The organism is Kitasatospora sp. NBC_01246, from assembly GCF_036226505.1.
Classification (GTDB): Bacteria; Actinomycetota; Actinomycetes; order Streptomycetales; family Streptomycetaceae; genus Kitasatospora.
Genome location: NZ_CP108484.1, coordinates 4,656,374 through 4,679,198, shown reverse-complemented (window position 1 = coordinate 4,679,198; position 22,825 = coordinate 4,656,374). Strand labels below are relative to the sequence as shown.

At 73.3% G+C, this 22,825-nt stretch carries 5 protein-coding genes; 1 reads left to right on the top strand and 4 read right to left on the bottom strand.

The annotated features are described in order from the left end of the window. Positions 1-58: 58 nt before the first annotated feature. Both OG618_RS20435 and OG618_RS20430 read right to left on the bottom strand, forming a co-directional pair. On the bottom strand, positions 59-1,045 hold the full coding sequence (locus tag OG618_RS20435; protein ID WP_329488974.1) for a TauD/TfdA family dioxygenase: 987 nt from the start codon (positions 1,043-1,045) through the stop codon (positions 59-61). 44 nt (positions 1,046-1,089) lie between these two features. Continuing rightward, positions 1,090-1,983, bottom strand: a complete 894-nt coding sequence (locus OG618_RS20430; RefSeq protein WP_329488973.1) for a TauD/TfdA family dioxygenase — start codon at positions 1,981-1,983, stop codon at positions 1,090-1,092. A 253-nt stretch (positions 1,984-2,236) separates the two neighbouring features. Between OG618_RS20430 and OG618_RS20425 the strand changes: the two genes are divergently transcribed. Next, positions 2,237-3,634, top strand: a complete 1,398-nt coding sequence (locus tag OG618_RS20425) for an MFS transporter (RefSeq protein WP_329488972.1) — start codon at positions 2,237-2,239, stop codon at positions 3,632-3,634. Between the two features lie 58 nt (positions 3,635-3,692). Here OG618_RS20425 and OG618_RS20420 read toward each other — a convergent pair whose 3' ends face one another. After that, entirely contained in the window at positions 3,693-5,552 is a 1,860-nt protein-coding gene (locus tag OG618_RS20420; protein ID WP_329488971.1) for an AfsR/SARP family transcriptional regulator, read from the bottom strand. A gap of 375 nt (positions 5,553-5,927) precedes the next feature. Beyond that, positions 5,928-22,775, bottom strand: a complete 16,848-nt coding sequence (locus OG618_RS20415; RefSeq protein ID WP_329488970.1) for a non-ribosomal peptide synthetase — start codon at positions 22,773-22,775, stop codon at positions 5,928-5,930. Positions 22,776-22,825 lie beyond the last annotated feature (50 nt).

Sequence of the window (22,825 nt, the reverse complement as noted above, 5' to 3'; positions counted from 1 at the left end):
AGGGATGGCGGGAAGCGGCCGCTGTCGGGGGACCGGCGACCGCCTCCCACCGCGGCGGTCAGTACAGGACCAGGCCGTTGTCGGCCCGGTGGCCGCGGCTGCGGCGGTGGTCGAGGTGCACGAAGGTCCGGTGCAGCCAGCGGTCGTGGCCGTCGTAGCGGGCCTCGAAGGAGGTCCGCCCGTGCACCGACAGGCGGTTGTCCACGAAGGCCAGCTCGCCGGGCTGGAGCACCAGCATCGCCGAGACGTCGAGCAGGGCGCCGCGCAGGATCTCCAGGGCCGCCGTGGCGGTCTCGTCCAGACCGGTGGTGGCGCTGAAGTCGACCCGGATGTTCGGGTCGTCCGCCGCGCCCTCCAGCACCGGGTGGTACTCGGTCCCGGCGCCGGCGTGGAAGGACGGCGGCGGCTGCGTGACGAAGCGCGGCTGCATCAGGACCTCGATCACGTTGTCCGGGATGATCAGCAGCGCCCGGCGGATCGACGACACCAGGGTGCCGGCGGTGCCGCTGTGGTCGTTGCGCAGGCAGAACAGCCCGACGTAGTCCGGACGGTGCGGGTGGAAGGCGTTCTCCACGTGCAGTTCCAGCAGCGTGCCGGAGCCGGCGTTGCTCTGCGACTCCTCGCGCCCCGGCACCGGGACGACGTTCTGCACCAGGGCGCCGGACTTCTCCTCGCGGTACGCGACGACCTCGCCCAGGGCCAGGCTGACCAGTGCCGAGATCGCGGCCGGAACGGTGGCCACGCGCTCCACCGACTCCGGGACCGTCGGGGTCACCGGCAGCGCGTCCACGTCGTTCGGCAGGTTGCGCAGGATCAGCAGGCCGTCCGGGCCCGGGTCGTGGCGGTAGCGGCGGACCGCCTCCCGGACGCGCAGCGGCAGCCGCGCGGAGAGCTTGCGGGCGGCTCCCATCCACGCGATCTCGTCGACCATGCCGCGCTCGACCCCGACGAGCTGCACGGCCAGGGCGTACACCTCGTCGCGCTCGGCGTCGGTCAGGGTGACGGCACTGGTGGTGTGGATTGACGACGACAACACCGTGGTCATCGGATGACCCCTTTCAGGCTTCTTCGCCGGTTCTCAACCGGAAGTCAGTCGGACATCGCCACGAGGACCCGGCGTGCCCCCGTGAACGGGCGGCGGCCGTGGGCGACCAGCAGGTTGTCGATCAGCAGGACATCGCCTTGGCGCCAGTCCACGTCCACGGCCGCCGCCAGAGCGCGGTCGCGGACCTGCAGGACGTGCTCGGCCGGGATCGGCGACCCGTCGGCGAAGGCCACCGACTGCGGCAGGTCCTCCTGCGGCATGACCTTGGCCAGGGCGGCCGCGGTCTCGTCACCGAGCGCGGCCGGGTGCCACTGGTCGGACTGGTTGAACCAGACCTCGGCGCCGGTCCTCGGGTGGTGGACGGTCGCCGGGCGGTTCTGGACGATCCGCAGGCTGCCGTCCCGCCGCCACTGGCTCACGGCGTGCGAGGCGGCCAGGAACGCGTCCACCTCGTCCCGGTCACCGGTCTCGAAGGTCTCCTGCCAGCTCTTGCCGAGGCCGAGGCCGCCGTGCAGGTTCTGGGTGTACCGGACACCGTCGGCGAAGCGCTCGCGCACCTCGTCGTCGAGCAGCTCCAGCCAGAGCGCCGCGTCGACCACCGGGGTGGCCCCACCGGTCGCGGCGGCCGTGACGCAGCAGAACAGCAGCCGCGCGGGCCACTGGTGCGCGTAGGAGAGCTCGTTGTGCATCGAGATGGTGAACTCGGCCGGGTACTCGGTGGAGGTGTAGACGTTGTCACCGACCTTGGTGCGCGGCGAGTTCCCGTGCACGTAGGCGAGGCGGTTCGGCAGCAGCCGGTCCATGACCGGTGCGAGCCGCTCCTCGGTGGCGCCGAAGCCCCGGAACACCAGGGCCTTCTCCCGGTCCAGCAATGACTCCAGATCAGGGCTGGAATCGAGCCATTCGAGCAGCCCGTCGAGGCCCGAGTCTTCGGACACGGACAGTGATTCCGGGCTGATCTCCAACGGCTTCCAGGCGGGACGTGCGCCCAATGCCGCGACCCCCTTCCAGGTCGACAGACGGCCACGCGGAAATCCGTGGCAGGAGGACGGTCCCGAAAGGTCCTATATTCCAGCGATATTCGCACCGCCCGGACGGCGCCCGGGCCGGGGTATAGGGAATCGATAGCAGGCGGCCCAAGGCTGGCGAGCCAATGCCGGAAACGGTCCGATGGCAGCGAGAGGGCCCCTCATGACCATACCGACAGCGACCGACGCGCGCGGGCGGCCCGACCGAACCGGGCCGACGGCCGGCACCGAAGGAACACCGGTCGACGGAACACCGGCCGACGAACCGGAGGCCGCCGAACCGAGGGCCGACAAGCCGGGGGCCGCAGGCGGCGCCGGCACCGCCGCCGCCGGGGCCGACGCGCCGTCACCCACCGTGCCGCTGCGCCGGAACATGGACTTCCTGCGGCTCTGGGTCGGCGCCGGACTCTCGAAGTTCGGCTCCACCGTCTCGATGGTCGCCTACCCGATGCTGGTGCTCTGGCAGACCGGCTCCGCCACCGCCTGCGGCTACGTCGCGTTCGCCGCGGCGCTGCCCAACCTGCTGGTCCAACTGCCCGCCGGGGCGCTGGTCGACCGCTGGGACCGGCGCAAGGTGATGCTGGTCTGCGACGCCGTCCGGATGCTCGCCTTCGCCGCCGTCGCGCTGGCCGCCTACCACCACTGGGTCTGGGTGCCGTTCATCATGGCCGCCGCCTTCGTGGAGAGCGCGCTCGGGATCTTCTACTCGACCGCCGAGCAGGTGACCGTCCGCAACGTCGTGCCCGTCGAGCAGCTGCCGGCCGCCCTCGCCCAGAACCAGGCCCGCGGTGCGGCCATCGGCCTGCTCGGCCAGCCGCTCAGCGGGCTGCTCTTCACCGTGCTGCGCTGGCTGCCGTTCGCCGTCACCGCCGTGGCCGACCTGGTCGCGCTGATCTGCCTGACCTTCATCCGCCGCGACCTGCGGGCGGCCCCGACCGGTCCGCCGCAGCGACTGCACCACGAGATCAAGGACGGCGTGGTCTGGCTCTGGCGCCAGAAGTTCCTGCGGATCATGACCGCGGTGTTCGCCGGCAGCAACCTGCTCTTCCAGATGCTGAGCCTCACCGTCATGGTGGTGATCAAGGAGCACGGCGGCAGCCCAGCGGTGCTGGGCCTGGTCTCCGGGGTGGCCGGGGTCGGCGGCCTGCTCGGCGCGCTGGCGGCCGGCTGGTGGGCGAAGCGGGTCGGCCTGTACGCCACCGCGGTGCTGGGCCACCTGGTCTGGCTGGTGCTGATGCCGCTGGTCGCGCTGCTGCACCAGCCGGTGGCGATCGGCCTGGTGGCCGCCGGGATCATGTTCGTCGCCGGGCTGTTCAACGTCTGCGGCGGCGTCTACATGGCCCGGAACACCCCGAACGAGCTGCAGGGCCGGGTGACGGCCACCTCGGCCTTCCTGACCTCCGGCGCCAACGCGCTGGGCTCGCTGGCCGCCGGCTACCTGCTCGCCCGCGCCGGGACCACCTGGACCGCGATCGTCATGGCCGCCGTCCTGCTGCTGCTGACCGCCGCCGTGACGCTCAGCCCGGCCGTCCGGGCGGCCGGGCGGGAGGCCCCGGCGTAGCAGCGCGCGGGAGCCTCCCGGCCGAGCCCGCCGGGAGGCTCCCGCGGTGCCGCCGCCGTCAGCCGGCCAGCAGTTGCGGGGTCCGGGACCGCGGCGCCCCGCGCTGGCTCGGCACGCCGCCCGCGCCCGGCGCCGACACCAGCAGCACCACCAGCTCGTGCAGCCGGTACCCGCCCCGCTCGGAACCGCCCGCGCCGGCCGTCTCCAGCAGCCGGATGTCCACCAGCTCCTCCAGCACCTGCTCCGCCGTCGCCTGCGGCAGCCCCAGCTCCCAGGCGGCCGCCTCGGCGGGGAAGACGCCCGTCCCGAAGGGCGCGAGCCTGCTCAGCACCTGCCGGCCGCGCAGGCTGACCTCGCGCAGCGAGCGCCGGATCGTCTCGCGCACCCGCAGCTCGCCGAAGCTCAGCTCGTCCAGCCGGGTGCTCTGGTCGGCCAACCGCCCGGCCAGCCGGGACAGCGGCCAGTGCGGCCGGGCCGCCAGCCGCACCCCGGCGATCCGGACGGCCAGCGGCAGGCCCGCGCAGCTGTCCACGATCGCCCGGGCCGACACCGGGTCCGCGGCGACCCGCTCCGGCCCGACCAGCGCGGCCAGCAGCTCCATCGACTCCCCGTCGTCGAAGACCGGCAGCGCCAGGGTGTCCCGCCCCGAGGCGGCCAACAGGTGCCGACGGCTGGTGACGATCACCGCCGACTCGGGCCCGTTCGGCAGCAGCGGGGCGATCTGCGCGTTGCTCACCGCGTTGTCCAGCACCACCAGCAGGCGGGCCCCGGCGCAGTGCGTGCGGTACAGCCGGATCAGCTCCAGCAGTCCCCGGTCGGGATCGGCGGACTCGACGCCGAGGGCGTGCAGGAAGGAGGCCAGCACGGTCTCCGGGGAGCGCGAGGTGCCGTCCTGGTCGGTCAGGTCGGCGTAGAGCTGACCGTCCGGGAAGCGGTCCCGCAGGCCGTGCGCCCGGTGGACGGCGAGCGCCGACTTGCCGACCCCGGCCATCCCGGTGATCAGCGCGCGCCGGGGGCCGGCACCGGCCGCGTCCGACGCCACCAACCGCTCCAGCTGGGCCAGCTCCGCCCGGCGGCCGGTGAAGTCCGCGACGTCCGGCGGCAGCATCGCCGGCGCCGGCCGCCCGGCGGCGGGCAGGCCGAGCCGCACCGGGCCCGACGGCGCCGGGCCGGCGGCCGGCAGACCCAGGGTGCCCTCCAGGACCGCCTGGTGGACGCCGGTCAGGGTGGCCCCCGGGTCGATCCCCAGCTCCTCGGCCAGGATCCGGCGCCCCGCGTGGAAGACCGCGAGGGCGTCCGACTGCCGGTCGCACCGGTACAGCGCGGTCATCAGCTGGGCCCTCAGCCGCTCCCGGGTCGGGTGCTCGGTGGCCAGCGCGGTCAGCTCCGGCACCAGGCGCTGGTGCCGGCCGAGCGCGAGCTCCACCTCGACCAGGTCCTCCTGCGCGGCCAGCCGCAGCTCCTCCAGCCGGGGCCGCTCGGCGTCCGCCAGGAACTCGGTCACGTTGCCGAGCACCGTGCCGCGGTAGCGGGACACCGCCGCCCGCAAGTCGTCGGCGGCCTGCGCCAGGTTCCCCCGGGTCAGCGCGTCACGACCGCGACGGGCCAGTCGCTCGAACGTCGTCAGGTCCAACTTGGCCTCGTGCGAGACCAGTTGGTACCCACGCGGGCGGCGGACCAGCTCGACGTGCGGCCCCAGGCGCTTCCGCAGCCGGGAGACGTAGGTGTAGATCTGCGCGGTCATCGTGGTCGGCGGGTCCCAGGCCCACAGCATGTCGCTCAGGTGCGTGTCGGAGACGGTCTGGCCGTTCGCCAGCAGCAGGCTGGCGAGCACCGTCTGCGCCTTGACGCCCGGCAGTTCGATGTGGAGGCCCTGGTCGTCGAGGACCTCGACTGGGCCTAGGACACGCAGTTCCATGATTCCCCCTGTGCTGTGCCGAATTCGTGCGGACGGCCGCGTCCGCGGCGACCCGCGATCCGGCGCGCCGACACCGGCCGGCGGCCCCCCTCTGGATTCTGGGCCGGTCGGGGGGCCCAGTCAGCGATCCGGCGACGTCAGGACGCTGCACTGGCACGATGTGGTCATGCCCGGGAGGGCGGGCCCGGGGCGATTCGGGGGTAGGCCCGGGGGCCGGTCCGGGGCGATCCGGGGCGATCCGGGGCTTCGGCAACCCGCGTCGGACCGGGGTCCGGCCACGGCCGCCGCACGCTGACCGGCCCCCGCCCGCCCCGCGCGCGGCGGGGGGGACGGGGGCCGGCGGCCGGGCCCTCAGCGGCTCGGCCCAGCCGGGGCTCAGCCCAGCCGCGACTCCGCCTCGGTGGCCTCGTCGATCGCCTGCTGCCAGAGGTGGGCCAGCCGGTTCTGTCCGGTCCACACCGTGGCGAGCAGGTGCTTGACCAGCTCGCGCCCGGTGACCGCGTTGGACAGCAGCACCACGCCGGTGCCGGAGTGCACCCGCAGGCCGGTCATCGCCTGGAACCCGACGGCCTGGCCCCCGTGCCCGAACTCGAGGTCGCCGCTGGTGTCGTCGACGATGGTGCTCCAGCCGTAGGAGCGACCGGACTGCGGGGCGAGCATCCGCCGGACCAGCTCGGCGCCCACCAGGCCGCCGGAGTGCCCCAGGTGGCAGCGCCGCACCTCGACGGCCAGCCTGGCCAGATCGGCCGCGGTGGTCCACAGGCCGCCGGCCGCCAGCTCGGGGTTGAGCACGTACCCGCCGGACACCGGGGTGCCGTCGGCGTGGTGGCCGCGCGCGTACGGCCGACCCAGCTCGTCCGGGACGGCCACCCCGAAGCCACTGCCGGTCATCCCCAACGGCGCCAGTACCAGCCGGTGCACCAGGGCCGGGAACTCCTCGCCGGTGGCGTCCGCCATGGCCTGCTGGAGCACCGAGTAGTTCAGCGGGATCTGCCGGAAGGTGGCGCCGGGCTCATCCAGCAGCCGGGCCGGCGGGGTGATCGCCGGCGGGCGGCCGTTCAGCACGTCGAGCACCGTGGGCACCGGGTCGTGGCGGTGGTAGTTCCCGTCGACGTCCGGATGGGGGGCGATGCCGGACAGGTTGGCGATCAGCAGCCGGGGCGTCACCGGGGTCGACACCCCGGGCAGCGCGGGGACCTGCCAGGAGGTGAGGTACTCGTTGACGTCGCGGTCCAGCTCGATCACGCCGGCCTCGACGAGGCGCAACAGGGCGAACGTGGTCACGTGCTTGGAGATCGAACCGGCCGGGAACAGCGTCTCGGCGGTCACCGGTGCGGGGTCCTCCACCCCGAGCACGCCGAACTGCTCGACCGCCGCCAGCTCGCCGTTGCGGATCAGCGCCAGCGAGGCACCCGGGATGCCGTGCCGCGCCATCACCTCGGCCACCCCGGCGACACCCGCCGGGGCCGCCGCGGACCGGCCGCGCGGGGCGGCCGCCGGCCGGTCACCGGCCTGGTCCAGCAGCTCCGCCACGCAGCGCAGCTGCTCGGCGGCGAGGCGCTGGACGGTGGCCGGCTCGTGGACGGCGGTGTTGTACGTCCAGTGCAGGTACAGCCGGCCGTCGTAGACCTCGGCCGCGATGTCGAGCAGGTGGGTCGACGGCGCGTCCGGGGCCGCCCGCAGCTCGATCCGGCCCGGGACGAACACCAGCGGCGGCTCGCCGTCCCGCTCGGCACCGATGAGCGGCGGCGCGGCGGCCGTCGGCGCGGCCGGGGTGAAGCCGAACCGGACCTCGCCGGTCGGCAGCTCCGCCAGCTCGGCCGCCAGCTCGGCATCCGGCGCCAGGTAGCGGAGCAGGCCGTAGCCGTGCGCGGGCGCCGGCACCGACCGCAGCCGGCGCGCGACCGCGGTGTGCACGGCGGACAGCTCACGCCCCTTCGGGATCCGCAGCACCACCGGGTGGAGGTCCGCCAGCGGGCCGACGGTGTTCGCCAACTCGGATGCCAGCGCCTGCTGGTGGCGCGGATCGGTGACGACGTCGAGCAGGATCCGGTCACCGCCCGCCCACTGCGCCAGGGTCTGGCCAAGGGCGGTCAGCAACGGCTGCTCGGGGCGCGGACCGGCCAGCAGCGCGGCCGTCCGCTCGGCGGGCAGCACGACCGTGACGGTCTCCTCGGTGGCCCGGCACGGCGCCTGGTCCCCGACCCGGTCCACCGGCAGCGACACGGCCTCGGCCCGGTCGAGCCAGTACTCCGCCTGCTCGGCCACCCGCTCGGAGTGCGCCTGCTCGCCCAGCTCCTGCGCCCAGGCCCGCCACGGCACCTCGACCGGGGCCGTCAGCACCGGAGCACCCGCCGCCGATTGGGCGTAGGCCGCGTTCAGATCGGCGAGCACGATCGGCCAGGAGGCGGAGTCCGCCGCGAGCTGGTGGATCGTCAGCCACAGCTCGTGACGCTTCTCGTCGTCGAAGCGGACCAGCGTGGCGCGGAGCATCGCACCCTCGGACGGGACCAGCCCGGCCCGGTCCCGGGCGAGCGCGCCGTCGAGCTCGCCGGCACGGTCGGCGGGCGCCACGGTACCGAGATCGAGCACCGAGAGCAGGGCCGTCCCGGCGGGCGCCGGGGCCGGCTCCGCCGACCGGCCGTCGGCGGAGATCCGCAGCCGCAGAGCCTCGTGGCGGGCCACCAGCGCGCCGAGCGCGGCGGCGAGCACCGCTGCGTCGGGCAGCCGCCCGAGCGCCAGCCGAACCGTCCGGGCACCGCCGTCGGCCGAGGCCAGCAGCCGGTGCTGGCTGGGGGTCAGCGGCACGTCCTCCCCGGCCGGACCGGCCGGCTCGGCGTCGATCATGCCCGCCACCTCGGCCAGGCTCTTGGCCTGGAGCATCATCCACAGCGCCAGCGGCACGCCGGCCTCCCGGCACTTGGCCAGCACCTGCACGGCGCGGATGGAGTCGCCGCCGAGGTCGAAGAAGCTGTCGTGGATGCCGATGCGGGGGAGGTCGAGGACCTCGGCCCAGATGGTGGCGAGGCGTTCTTCGAGGGGGGTGCGGGGGGCGGTGTAGTGGGTGGTGGTGAGGGTGTCGAGGTCGGGGGTGGGGAGGGCGCGGGTGTCGATCTTGCCGTTGGGGGTGAGGGGGATGGTGTCGATGGTGAGGTAGGTGGTCGGGATCATGTAGTCGGGGAGTTTGTCGGCGAGTTGGGCGCGTAGTGCCTGGGTGTCGATGGTGGTGTGGGTGATGAGGTAGGCGGTGAGGCGCTTGTTGCCGGGGCTGGGTTCGCGGACGGTGACGACGGTGTCGGTGATGTGGGGGTGTTCTCGCAGGCGGGCTTCGATTTCGCCGAGTTCGATGCGGTAGCCGCGGATCTTGACCTGGTTGTCGATGCGGCCGAGGGTTTCGAGGGTGCCGTCGGGGAGGAAGCGGGCGAGGTCGCCGGTGCGGTAGAGGCGGGTGCCGGCGGGGCCGTGGGGGTTGGGCAGGTACTTCTCCGCGGTGAGGTCGGGGCGGTGGTGGTAGCCGCGGGAGATGCCGGTGCCGTCGATGTGGATCTCGCCGGGGACGCCGACGGGGACGGGGTGGAGGTGCTCGTCGAGGACGTGCATGCCGGTGTTGGGGAAGGGTGTGCCGAGGGGGACGGCTTCGAGGGTGAGGGTGGTGTCGACGGGGCTGCCGGAGTTGCCGATGGTGATCTCGGTGGGTCCGTACTCGGTGGCGAGGCGGGTGCCGTGGGGGCCGGCGAGGTCCTGCCAGCGCTGGGCGAGGGTGAGGGGGAAGTTGTCGCCCGCGGCGATGACGATGCCGGCGAGGTCGCGTGCCTGGGTGGGGGTGAGTTGGTGGGTGAGGAGGTCGAGGTGGCCGGGGGTGAGCTTGATGAAGGAGAACGGTCCGGCTTCCACCAGTGCCGTGCCCAGGCTCGCGGTGTCGAGGCTGTCGGGGAGGAGGGTGAGGGGCTGGCCGGTGAGGAGGGGGGTGAAGAGGTTGGGGATGCCGAGGTCGAACGCGATGGAGGAGAAGAGGGGTGCGCCGCCGGTTCCGGCAGCGGCGTAGAGGTGGGTGGTGTGGTTGAGGTAGTTGGCGAGGCCGTGGTGGTGGACGAGGACGCCCTTGGGGCGGCCGGTGGAGCCTGAGGTGTAGATGGCGTAGGCGAGGTTCTGGCCGTCGAGGGTGCGCTGGGGGGTGGTGGTGGGGTGGCGGTCGATGCGGCGGTGGTCGCGTTCGAGGACGACGAGGGTGGCGTCGAAGACGGGGGTGAGGGTGGCGGTGAGGGCGCCGGAGGTGACCACGATCGGGGTGGCGGTGTCGGTGAGGACGTAGGCGAGGCGGTCGGCGGGCCAGGACGGGTCCAGCGGCAGGTAAGCGGCGCCGGCCTTCCAGACGCCGAGGAGGGTGGGGACGAGGTCGGGGCCGCGCTCCAGGCAGACACCGACGAGGACGTCCGGTCCCGCGCCGAGGGTGAGCAGGTGGTGGGCGATGCGGTTGGCGCGTTCGTCGACCTCGCGGTAGGTGAGGCGGACGTTCCCGGCGATGACGGCGATGGCGTCCGGCGTCGCGGCGGCCTGGGCTTCGATCAGGTCGACGGTCAGGCCCTGCGGCCAGTCGACGGGGTCGCCCGCGGCCCAGGTCGTGAGCTGGGCGCGCTCCGCCTCCGGCAGGTGGGAGAGGGTCGCGTCGCCGTTGGGGTCGGCGGCCATCGCCTCCAGGACCAGCCGGTAACGCTCACCCAGTAGGCCCAGCCGCGACCGGTCGACGGCCGCACTGGTACCGGCCAGCGTCAGATGGTCGCGCCGGGCCAGCACGTTGAGGGCGAACTCGTTGGCGCCGTCGCCCATCGACCCGTCCAGGTCGACGGAGTTCTCGTCCACGACGTGGAAGTCCAGGTACTCGAAGAGGATCGAGACCAGCTCGCCGGAGCTGCCGGCGGCGCGCTGGACGGCGGGCATCGGGTAGCGGCGGTGGGACCAGATGGCGGTCTCGGTGGCGTAGGTCTGCTCGACCAGCTCACGCCAGGTCTTCGCGCCCCGAGTGGTCGGGAACGGCAGGGTGTTGAGGTGCATGCCGAGCACCCGGTCGGCCCCGGGCGCTTCCAGGCGCCCGTGGTAGACCACGCCGGTGTGGAAGGCGTCCTCGGCCGTCAGGCTGCCCATCACCTTGAGGTGCGCGGCCAGCAGCACGCTCTTCAGCGACGTCTTCGCCTCGGTGGCGAGACGACGCAGACCGTCCTCCAGGTCGCCGTAGTGGACGATCCGGCCGACGGGCGTACCCGGGGTCGCCGGATCCGCCCAGCTGCCGGGGAGGGCGAGTGGGCTGTGGGCGTCGACCAGGTGCTGCCAGAAGGCCTGGGTCTGCGGGTCGGAGAGCGCGGTCTGCTCGGCGGCGATGTAGTCGGCGTAGCGGACGGCGGGCGCCTCGTGGACCGCCGGTTCGCGGCCGTCGCGCAGCGCCCGGTAGACCTCCAGGAGCTCCATCAGCAGCGAGTTGAGCGTCCAGCCGTCGGTCACGGTGTGGCTGTGGCTGGTGGTCACCCGCCAGGCCCGGTCGGACTCGATGTGCACGGCGATCCGCAGCAGCGGGGCGGCGGCCAGGTCGAAGCCCGCCGCCCGCTCCTGCTCGACGTAGGCGGTCGTGCGCTCCGCCACCTCGGCCTCGGTCAGACCACGCAGATCGTGCACGGTGAGCGGGACCTCGGCGGTGGCGTGCACCGACTGCAGCGGCTGGGAGAAGTCCGCGAGGTGCAGCGAGGTGCGCAGGATCTCGTGCCGGGCGGTGACCAGGTCGAGCGCGCCGCGCAACGCGACGGCGTCGAAGGGCGCGGTGTCCGGGATCCGGAAGGAGTTCAGGTTGTGGTAGAGCCCGCGGTCCCCCGAACCCAGCAGTTCGACGAGCATGCCGGTCTGGACCTGGGAGAGGGGGTAGGCGTCGACGATGTCGGCCGGGAGGGCCGTGCGGTCGTCGTCACCGATGAGGGCGAAGGGCTGGACGGCGGTGATCAGGGACTCGCCGGTGCCGTCACCGACCGCGATGGCCATGGCGGCGATGGTGCGCTGCTGGAAGACGTCCGGGATGGTGACGTCGTAGCCGGCGGCGCGCAGGGCTCCGACGAGGCGGACGGCGCGGATGGAGTCGCCGCCGAGGTCGAAGAAGCTGTCCTCCACACCGACCTGGGGCAGGCCGAGGACCTCGGCCCAGACCGCGGCCAGGCGCTCCTCGACGGGGGTGCGGGGGGCGGTGTAGCCGCCGGTGGCGAACGCGTCCAGGCCGGGGGCGGGGAGGGCGCGGTGGTCGACCTTGCCGCTGTTGCTCAGCGGGACGGCGTCGATGGCCACGAACGCGCCCGGGACCATGTACTCCGGCAACTGCCGGCCCAGTTCGCGCCGTACGGCGGCGATGTCCGGCGCGCTGCCGTCCTCGGTCACCAGGTAGGCGACGAGGGCCTCGTCGTGGACGGTCACGACGGCCTGGCGGACCTGCTCCAACCCGCTCAGGACCGTCTCGATCTCACCCAGCTCGATACGGTAGCCACGGACCTTGACCTGGCTGTCGATCCGGCCCAGGCACTCCAGGCCGCCGTCCGCCAGGAACCGGGCCAGGTCACCCGTCGCGTACAGCCGCGAACCCGCCGCCCCGTACGGGTTCGGCAGGAACTTCTCCGCCGTGAGGTCCGCCCGGCCGTGGTAGCCCCGGGCCACCCCGTCACCGTCGATGAACAACTGGCCGGTCACCCCCGACGGAAGCAGCCGCAGCCCCTCGTCCAGGACATAGACGCCGGTGTTGGCCAACGGGTGGCCGATGGCGATGGTCTCCGGCTCCTCGGGGACGTCCCAGAAGCTCGACCAGATGGTCGTCTCCGTCGGACCGTAGACGTTGACCACCCGCCGCGTGACCGCCGACAAGGCGGACGCGAGGTGCCCGGGCAACGGCTCGCCACCCGTCAGCGCGGTGACCGAACGCTCCTCGAAACCCGCCTCCAGCAGCAGCCGCCACGCCGACGGCGTCGCCTGCACATGACTCACCCCATGCGCCCCGACCAGAGCGATCAGCGCCGCCGGATCCTTCACCTCATGGTCCCGCGCCAGCACCACCCGACCACCCGTGACCAGCGGCAGGTGCAGCTCCAGACCCGAGATGTCGAACGACACCGACGTCGAGGCCAGCCACACCGTACGGCCCTGCGCCCCCAGGTCGTCCCGGATCGAGGCGAGCAGGTTGTGCAGCGCACCGTGCCCGATCATCACGCCCTTCGGACGCCCCGTCGAACCACTCGTGTACAGCACGTACGCCAACTGCTCCGGAACCGTCACACCCGGCACGGCAAGGGTCGGCGGCTCGTCGAACACCACCGTGTCCAGGTCGATCCTGGTCCCGGCGAAGTCCACCGACCGGCCGCTCACGGTGACCAGCACCGCGGCGCCCGAGTCCGCCAGCATGTAGTCGATCCGCTCACCCGGCAGGGCCGGATCGATCGGCAGATACGCGCCACCGGCCCGCCAGACGCCGTGCAGCAGCGGCACCAGATCCGCCTCACGCGGCAGGCACACACCCACCACGCTCTCCGGACCGACACCAGCGGCCCGCAACAGGGCACCGAACCGCGCCGCCCGCTCAGCCACCTGCCCGTACGTCAGCTCCACATCACCGACCACCACCGCGACCGCGTCCGGCGACTCCACGACCCGGGCCGCGAACGCCTCCGGCGCACTGGCCGTCGACCACACCACCTCACGCCCCGGCGCGGACAACACCGCCACCTCGGCCCCGGACAACGGCACCACACGCGCGTCACCCTCCGGATCCGCCGCCATCGCCTCCAACACCGACCGGTACAACCCACCCAACCGCTCCAGGCTCGCCTGGCTGAGCACCCCGGCCGAGACGTGGAAGTTCACGCTGCCGCGGGTCGGGATGACGTTGAGCGCGAACTCGTTGATGCCGTCGCTGACTCCGCCGTCCACGTCGACCGCTTCGGTGTCGACCTGGTGGAAGTCGAGGAACTCGAACAGCACCGTGAGCAGGTCGCGGGTGTTCCCGGCGGCGCGCTGGATGGCGGGCAGCGGGTAACGGCGGTGCGACCAGATGGCGGTCTCGGTCGCGTACGTCCGCTCGACCAGCTCACGCCAGGTCCTCGCACCCCGACTGGTCGGGAACGGCAGGGTGTTGAGGTGCATACCCAGCACCCGGTCGGCACCCGGCGCCTCCAGACGGCCGTGGTAGACCACACCGGTGTGGAAGGCCTCGTCCGGGGTGAGGGCGGACAGCACCTTGAGGTGCGCCGCGAGCAGCACGCTCTTGAGCGAGGTCTTCGCCCGGGCGGCCAGCTCGCGCAGGCCGTCCTCCAGGTCCGCGAACGGCACCTGGAGGTGCCGGCGGGTCGCCTCGCCCGCCTCGGCGGCCCAGCCGGCCGGGAGCGCCAGCGGCGTGTGCTCCTCGACGATCTGCTGCCAGAAGGCCTGGGTCGCCGGGTCGGCCAGCGCGGTCTGCTCGGCGGCGATGAAGTCCGCGTACCGCACCGCCGGCTGCTCGTAGGCGTCCGGCGCGCCCGCGGCGCGCAGCGCGCGGTAGCAGTCGAGCACCTCCATCAGCAGCGAGTTGTAGCTCCATCCCTCCGAAATGGCGTGGTTGTAGGTGAAGTTGAGCCGCCAGGAGTCCTCGGACTCGACGAGCGCCGAGACCCGCAGCAGCGGCGCGACGGTGAGGTCGAAGGTCCGGGACTGCTCCCGCGTCAGGAACTCGCCCTTGAGCCGCGCCCGTTCGGCCTGGTCGAGGCCGCGCAGGTCCTCCAGGACCACCGGGTAGTCGGCGGTGGCGTGCACGATCTGCAGCGGCTCGTCGAAACCCTCCAGGTGCATCGAGGTGCGCAGGATGTCGTGGCGGGCCGCCACGGTGTCCACGGCGCCCTGCAGCGACTCCAGCGAGAAGGGCTGCCCGTCCCGGATCAGGAAGGAGTTGACGTTGTGGTACAGGCTGCGCTGCTTCCCGGGGGCGGCGGTGGTGGCGAGCAGCTCGACGAGCATGCCGGTCTGCACCTGGGAGAGCGGGTAGGCGTCGACGGCGTCGGCGGGCAGCAGCGCCCGGTCACCGTCGCCGATCAGCGCGAACGGCCGGACGGCGGTGATCAGCGACTCGCCGCCGGTCCCGACCGTGGCGGCCAGCGCGGCGACGGTGCGGTGCTCGAAGACCGCGGGGACGGTGATGTCGAAGCCCGCCGCGCGCAGCGCGCCGACCAGCCGGACGACCCGCATCGAGTCACCGCCGAGGTCGAAGAAGCTGCTCCGCACGCCCACCTGCGACAGGCCGAGGACGTCGGCCCAGATGGCGGCGATCCGCTCCTCGGCGGGGGTGCGCGGGCCGACGTACTCCGAGGCGTCGAAGGCTTCGGCGTCGGGGGCGGGCAGCGCACGCACGTCGACCTTGCTGCTGCTGGTCAGCGGGATCCGGTCGAGCAGGACGTACCCGGCCGGGACCATGTACTCCGGCAGGCTCTCGCCGAGCCGGGCGCGCAGCCCGGTCAGGTCGAGCGGCCCGGCGGCCACCAGGTAGGCGATCAGGCGCTTGACCCCCGGGGCCGGCTCGTGGACGGTCACCACGGCGTCGCGGATGTCCGGGTGGGCGGTCAGCGCGGACTCGATCTCGCCGAGCTCGACGCGGTGGCCGCGGATCTTGACCTGGCTGTCGATCCGGCCGAGGGAGTCGAGGCTGCCGTCGGGCAGGCGGCGGGCGAGGTCGCCGGTGGCGTAGAGGCGAGTTCCGGGCGCGCCGAACGGGTCGGGGACGAAGCGCTCGGCGGTGAGGGCGGGGCGGTCGAGGTAGCCGCGGGCCACGCCGGGGCCGCCGACGTGGATCTCGCCGGGAACGCCGGTGGGTACCAGGCGGCCGGCCGCGTCCAGCAGGTGGATGGTGAGGTCGCCGACCGGGCGCCCGATGACGCTGCGGCGCGGGTCGGCGAGGTCCTCGGCGCCGACCCGGTGGTAGGCGCAGTGCATGGTGGTCTCGGTCGGGCCGTACAGGTTGACCGGCTCGGGGTGGTCCAGGCCCATCCGGGCGATCCAGGGCTGGAGTTCGGCGGCCTCCAGCCGCTCACCGCCGAAGGCGACCAGGCGCAGGGCCAGCCGGTCGAGCCGCGGGTCGCCGTCCTTGGCGGCCGCCGCGAGGGCGGAGAACGCGGAGGGCGTCTGCAGCAGGACGGTGACCTGCTGCTCGACCATGAGGTCCAGGAAGTCGTGCGGCGAGCGGGCGATCGCCGAGGGGACGACGACGAGCCGGCCGCCGTGCAGCAGGGCGGCCCACATCTCCCAGACGGAGACGTCGAAGCTGTAGGCATGCGACTGGGTGACCACGTCGCCCGGCCGGAAGCCGAACTGCTTCCGGGTGGCCGCGAAGTGGCGGGCGACGTTGGCGTGGGTGAGGCTGACGCCCTTGGGCAGGCCGGTGGAGCCCGAGGTGTAGATGACGTAGATCTGGTTGTCCGGACGCACGTCCGTGACCGGTGCGGTGGCCGGGCACGCGTTGATCTCGGCCGCGTGGACGTCGACGAACACGCGGGTCCCGGTGAACTCCAGCTCTTCGAGGGCGGAGTGGGTGACGAGCAGGTCGGCCTTGGCGTCGGTGAGCATGTAGGCGAGGCGGTCGGCGGGGTTGGCCGGGTCGAGCGGCAGGTAGGCGGCGCCGGACTTCAGGATGCCCAGCAGGGCCGGGATGAGGTCGGGTCCGCGTTCCAGAGAGAGGCCGACGATCCGCTCGGGGCCGGCGCCCAGCGCGATGAGGTGGTGGGCGATGCGGTTGGCCCGCTCGTCCAGCTCCGCGTAGGTCAGGTGGGACGAGCCGCTGGTGAGGGCGATGGCGTCCGGCGTCCGGGCGGCCTGGGCGGCGAACAGCGCGTGGACGCAGTCCTCGACCGGCTGCTCGACGGCGGTGTTCCAGGTGTCGAGCAGCCGGGAGAGTTCGTCGGCCGGCAGGTGGGCGGCGCGGGCGTCGCCGTCGGCGTCGGCGGCCATCGCCTCCAGCACCGACCGGTACATCGCGCCCAGCCGCTCCAGGTTCGCCGCGGTGAAGAACTCCGTCGAGCCGCTCAGGTTGACGTACCCGTTCGAGGGGATCGCGTTGAGCGCGAACTCGGTGCCGCCGTCGTTGATCCCGCCGTCCACGTCGACGGTGTCGGTGTCGACCTGGTGGAAGTCGTGGTGGTCGAAGAGGACGGTGATCAGGTCACGGGTGTTGTCGGCGGCGCGCTGGATGGCGGGCAGCGGGTAGCGGCGGTGCGACCAGATGGCACTCTCGGTCGCGTACGTCCGCTCGACCAGCTCACGCCAGGTCTTCGCGCCCCGGGTCGCCGGGAACGGCAGGGTGTTGAGGTGCATGCCCAGCACCCGGTCGGCGCCCGGCGCCTCCAGCCGGCCGTGGTAGACCACGCCGGTGTGGAAGGCGTCCTCGGCCGTCAGGCTGCCGAGCACCTTGAGGTGCGCGGCCAGCAGCACGCTCTTGATCGACGTCCTCGCCTCGGCGGCCAGCGCCCGCAGGCCGTCCTCCAGGTCCGCGAACGGCACCTGGTGGCTCACCTGCCCGCCGCGCTCGCCGCCCCACCCGGCCGGCAGCGCGAGCGGGCTGTGCTCGTCGACGATCCGCTGCCAGAAGGCCTGGTCGGCCGGGTCGGCGAGGGAGGCCTGTTCGGCGGCGACGTAGTCGGCGTAACGGACGGCGGGCGCCTCGTGCACCGCCGGTTCACGGCCCTCGGACAGCGCCCGGTAGACGTCCAGGAGCTCCATCAGCAGCGAGTTGAGCGTCCAGCCGTCGGTCACGGTGTGGCTGTGGCTGAAGGTCAGGCGCCAGGCCCGGTCGGACTCGATGTGCGCGGCGAAGCGCAGCAGCGGAGCGGCCGTCAGGTCGAAGCCGGCCGCGCGCTCCTCCCGCAGGTAGGTGTCCGCCCGGTCCCGTGCATGTTCGGCGGTGAGGCCGCGCAGGTCGTGCACGGCGAGCGGGAAGGTGACGGCGGCGTGCACCAGCTGGAGCGGCCGGGAGAAGTCCGCGAGGTGCAGCGAGGTGCGCAGGATCTCGTGCCGGGCGGCGACCAGGTCGAGCGCGCCGCGCAACGCGACGGCGTCGAAGGGCACGGCGTCGGGGATCCGGAAGGAGTTCAGGTTGTGGTAGAGCCCGCGGTCGCCGGAGGTCATCAGCTCGACCAGCATGCCGGTCTGGATCTGCGAGAGCGGGTAGGCGTCGACGACGTCGGCGGGCAGGGCCGCGCGGTCCTCCTCCGCGATCAGCGCGAACGGCTCGACGGCGGTGATCAGCGACGCGCCGCCGTCGCCGACCGTGGCGGCCAGGGCGGCGACGGTGCGGTGGTCGAAGACGTCGCGGATGCTCACGTCGTAGCCGGCGGCGCGCAGCGCGCCGACCAGGCGGACGGCGCGGATGGAGTCGCCGCCGAGGTCGAAGAAGCTGTCCTCGACGCCCACCTCGGACAGGCCGAGGACCTCGGCCCACACCGCCGCCAGGCGCTCCTCGACCGGGGTGCGCGGGGCGGTGTAGCCGCCGGTGCTGAAGGCGTCCAGGTCCGGCGCGGGCAGCGCGCGGCGGTCGAGCTTGCCGCTGTTGCTGAGCGGGAGGGCGTCCAGGGCGACGAACGCGGCCGGGACCATGTACTCGGGCAGGGTGACGGACAGCGCCGCGCGCAGCGCCGCCGTGTCGGCGCCCGCCCCGGCGGTCCCGGTGACGACGTAACCGACCAGGGACTTCTCCCCCGCCGCGTTCTCGCGCACGGTGACCACGGCCTGGCGCACCCCGGCGCAGGCGGCCAGCGCGGCCTCGATCTCGCCGAGCTCGACGCGGTAGCCGCGGATCTTGATCTGGCCGTCGATCCGGCCGAGGAAGTCGATGGCGCCGTCGGGCAGGCGGAGGACGAGGTCGCCGGTGCGGTAGAGGCGGGAGCCGGGCGCGCCGAAGGGGTCGGGGACGAACCGCTCGGCGGTCAGCCCGGGGCGGTCGAGGTAGCCCCGGGCCAGGCCCGGGCCGCCGATGTGCATCTCACCGGGCACGCCGACCGGCACCGGGTGGCCGGCGGTGTCCAGGAGGTGGATGCTCAGGTCCCCCAGCGCATGGCCGATGTTGCTGCGGTGGGAGGTGGCCACCTCGTCGGCGGTGATCACGTGGTGGGTCGCGTACACGGTGATCTCGGTGGGGCCGTACATGTTGACCAGGGCCGGGCGCTCGGTGCCCTTGCGGGCCGCCCAGGAGCGGAGTTCGGCCATGTCGAGGCGCTCACCGGCGAAGATGACGGTGCGCAGGGCGAGTCGGTCCACCCGCGGGTCGTCCTGCTCGGCCAGGCCGGACAGCGCGCGGAAGGCGGACGGCGTCTGGCACAGCACGCTGACCCGCTCGCGGACCAGCAGGTCGATCAGGTCGTGCGGGGAGCGGCTCACGGTGGGCGGGACGACGACGAGGCGGGCGCCGTGCAGCAGGGCGCCCCACATCTCCCAGACGGAGACGTCGAAGGCGTAGGAGTGGAACAGCGCCCACACGTCGTCCGCCGAGAAGGCCAGCTGCTCGCGGGTCGTGGTGAACAGGCGGGCGACGCTGGCGTGGGTGAGGCTGACGCCCTTGGGCAGGCCGGTGGAGCCCGAGGTGTAGATGACGTAGATCAGGTTGTCCGGACGCACGTCCGTGACCGGCGCGGTGGCCGGACGGGCCGCGATCTCGGCCTCGTGGGCGTCGACGAGGACGCGGGTGCCGGTGAACTCCAGCTCGTCCAGGGCGGAGTGGGTGACGAGCAGGCCGGCCTTGGCGTCGGCCAGCATGTAGGCGAGGCGGTCGGCCGGGTTGGAAGGGTCCAGCGGCAGGTAGGCGGCGCCGGACTTCAGGACGCCGAGCAGGGTCGGGACGAGGTCCGGGCCGCGCTCCAGGCTGACGCCGACCACGGTGTCGGGACGGGCACCGAGGGCGGTGAGGTGCTGGGCGATGCGGTTGGCCCGCTCGTCCAGCTCGGCGTAGGTGAGGTGGGACGAGCCGCTGGTCAGGGCGACGGCGTCCGGGGTGCGGGCGGCCCGGGCGGCGAACAGCTCGTGGAGGCAGGCGTCCACGGGCAGTTCGGTGCGCCGCTGCCAGTCGGCGAGCAGCCGGCGGTCGGTCTCGGGCAGCGGGACGGCGAGGGCGTCACCGTCCGGATCGGCGGCCATCGACTCCAGGACCAGCCGGTAGAGGGCGGCCAGCCGCTCCAGGTTCGCGCTTCCGAGGGCGCCGGCTCCGGCGGCGAGGCCGAGTCGTCCGTTGCCGGCGATGGCCATCAGGGCGAACTCGTTGCCGCCCCCGTCCAGGCCGCCGTCGATGCCGATGCCGCCGCCGGCCTTCCCGCTGTCGACCTGGTGGAAGTCCTGGTAGTCGAAGAGGGTCGACAGCAGGCCGACGCCGCCCGCGGCGCGCTGGACGGCGGGCAGCGGGTAGCGGCGGTGGGACCAGATGGCGGTCTCGGTGGCGTAGGTCCGCTCGACCAGCTCACGCCAGGTCTTCGCACCCCGAGTGGTCGGGAACGGCAGGGTGTTGAGGTGCATACCGAGCACCCGGTCGGCGCCCGGCGCCTCCAGACGGCCGTGGTAGACCACGCCGGTGTGGAAGGCCTCGTCCGGGGTGAGGGCGGACAGCACCTTGAGGTGCGCGGCCAGCAGCACGCTCTTGAGCGAGGTCTTCGCCCGGCCGGCGAGGACGCGCAGCCCGTCCTCCAGGTCGGTGTAGTCGACGGTCCGGTCGACCGGGGCCCGCCCCGCCTGGTCCGCCCAGCTGCCGGGCAGCACCAGCGGGCTGTGCTCGTCGACGACCTGCTGCCAGAAGGCCTGGTCGGCCGGGTCGGCGAGGGAGGCCTGTTCGGCGGCGATGTAGTCGGCGTAGCGGACGGCGGGCGCCTCGTGGACCGCCGGTTCACGGCCCTCGCAGAGCGCCTGGTAGACGCCCAGGAGCTCCATCAGCAGCGAGTTGAGCGTCCAGCCGTCGGTCACGGTGTGGCTGTGGCTGAAGGTCAGGTGCCAGGCCCGGTCGGACTCGATGTGCGCGGCGATCCGCAGCAGCGGGGCGGCGGTCAGGTCGAAGCCGGCCGCGCGCTCCTGCCGCACGTACTCGCGTGCCCGGTCCCGCGCCTGGTCGGCGGTGAGGCCGCGCAGGTCGACGGTGGTGAGCGGGATCCGCGCCGAGGGGTGCACGAGCTGCAGCGGCTGCGCGTACCCGGACAGCGCGATCGAGGTGCGCAGAATTTCGTGACGCTCCGTCAGGATGTCGACGGCGCGGCGCAGCTCCTCCGCCGCGTAGCCGATGCTCTCGGCGATCCGGAAGGAGTTGAGGTTGTGGTAGAGCGTCGATCCCTGGGCCGCCGCCAGTTCGACGAGCATGCCGGTCTGCGCCTGGGAGAGCGGGTAGGCGTCGACGACGTCGGCCGGGAGGGCCGCGCGGTCGTCCTCGCCGATGAGGGCGAAGGGCTCGACGGCGGTGATCAGGGAGTGGCCGGTGCCGTCACCGATCCGGGCCGCGAGGGCGGCGATGGTGCGCTGCTGGAAGACATCGGGGATGGTGACGTCGTAGCCGGCTGCGCGCAGGGCTCCGACGAGGCGGACGGCGCGGATGGAGTCGCCGCCGAGGTCGAAGAAGCTGTCCTCGACACCGACCTGGGGCAGGCCCAGCACCTCGGCCCAGACCGCGGCGAGGCGCTCCTCGACGGGGGTGCGCGGGGCGGTGTAGCCGCCGGTGGCGAACGCGTCCAGGCCGGGGGCGGGGAGGGCGCGGTGGTCGACCTTGCCGCTGTTGCTCAGCGGGACGGCGTCGATGGCCACGAACGCGCCCGGGACCATGTACTCGGGCAGGGTTTCGGCGAGGCGGGCCCGCAGCTCCCCCGCGTCCACCCTGCCGCCGGCGGGCACGACATACGCGACGAGGGCCTCGTCGTGGACGGTCACGACGGCCTGGCGGACCTGCTCCAGCCCGCTCAGGACCGTCTCGATCTCACCCAGCTCGATACGGTAACCGCGGATCTTGACCTGGCTGTCGATCCGGCCCAGGCACTCCAGGCCGCCGTCCGCCAGGAACCGCGCCAGGTCACCCGTCGCGTACAGCCGCGAACCCGCCGCCCCGTACGGGTTCGGCAGGAACTTCTCCGCCGTGAGGTCCGCCCGGCCGTGGTAACCCCGGGCCACCCCGTCACCGTCGATGAACAACTGGCCGGTCACTCCGGGGGGCAGCTGCCGCAGTCGCTCGTCCAGCACGTACAGGCCGGTGTTGGCCAGCGGGTGGCCGACGGCGATGGTCTCCGGCTCCTCGGGGACGTCCCAGAAGCTCGACCAGATGGTGGTCTCGGTCGGACCGTAGACGTTGACCACCCGCTGCGTGGTCTCGATCAGCCGGGTCGCGAGGTGCGCCGGGAGGGGCTCGCCGCCGGTCAGGGCGGTGACCGTCCAGTCGTCGAAGCCGGCCTCCAGCAGCAGTCGCCACGCCGACGGCGTCGCCTGCACATGGGTCACCCGGTGGGCCCCGATCAGGGCGATCAGTGCCGCCGGGTCCTTCGCCTCGTGGTCCCGTGCCAGCACCACCCGGCCACCCGTGATCAACGGCAGGTGCAGCTCCAGACCCGAGATGTCGAAGGACACCGAGGTCGAGGCCAGCCACACCGTACGGCCCTGGGCCCCCAGGTCGTCCCGGATCGAGGCGAGCAGGTTGTGCAGCGCACCGTGCCCGATCATCACGCCCTTCGGACGCCCCGTCGAACCGCTCGTGTACAGCACGTACGCCAACTGCTCCGGATCCGTCACCGCGCCCGAAGCGGGTACCGGTGGGACCTCGTCGAGCACCACCGTGTCCAGGTCGATCCTGGTCCCGGCGAAGTCCACCGCCTGACCGCTGACGGTGACCAGCACCGCGGCGCCCGAGTCCGCCAGCATGTAGTCGATGCGCTCACCCGGCAGGGCCGGGTCGATCGGCAGATACGCGCCACCGGCCCGCCAGACGCCGTGCAGCAGCGGCACCAGATCCGCCTCACGCGGCAGGCACACACCCACCACGCTCTCCGGACCGACACCCGCCGCCCGCAGCAGGGCTCCGAACCGCGCCGCCCGCTCCGCCACCTGCCCGTACGTCAGCTCGACATCACCGACCACCACCGCGACCGCGGTCGGAGTGGCCGCCGCCCGGGCTGCGAACAGCTCGCCGGTCAGTACGGGGTTGCTCGCATCGATCCGCGATCCTGACACTTCGACTTGCTCCACTTCGGGCGGGTAGCTGGCGGTGACATCACCGTCCGGGGCGGCCGGCGTCG

Excerpts from the sequence above, each read along its gene's own strand:
- OG618_RS20425 (WP_329488972.1), top strand. The coding sequence starts at position 2,237 with ATGACCATACCGACAGCGACCGACGCGCGCGGGCGGCCCGACCGAACC.
- OG618_RS20420 (WP_329488971.1), bottom strand. The coding sequence starts at position 5,552 with ATGGAACTGCGTGTCCTAGGCCCAGTCGAGGTCCTCGACGACCAGGGC.
- OG618_RS20435 (WP_329488974.1), bottom strand. The coding sequence starts at position 1,045 with ATGACCACGGTGTTGTCGTCGTCAATCCACACCACCAGTGCCGTCACC.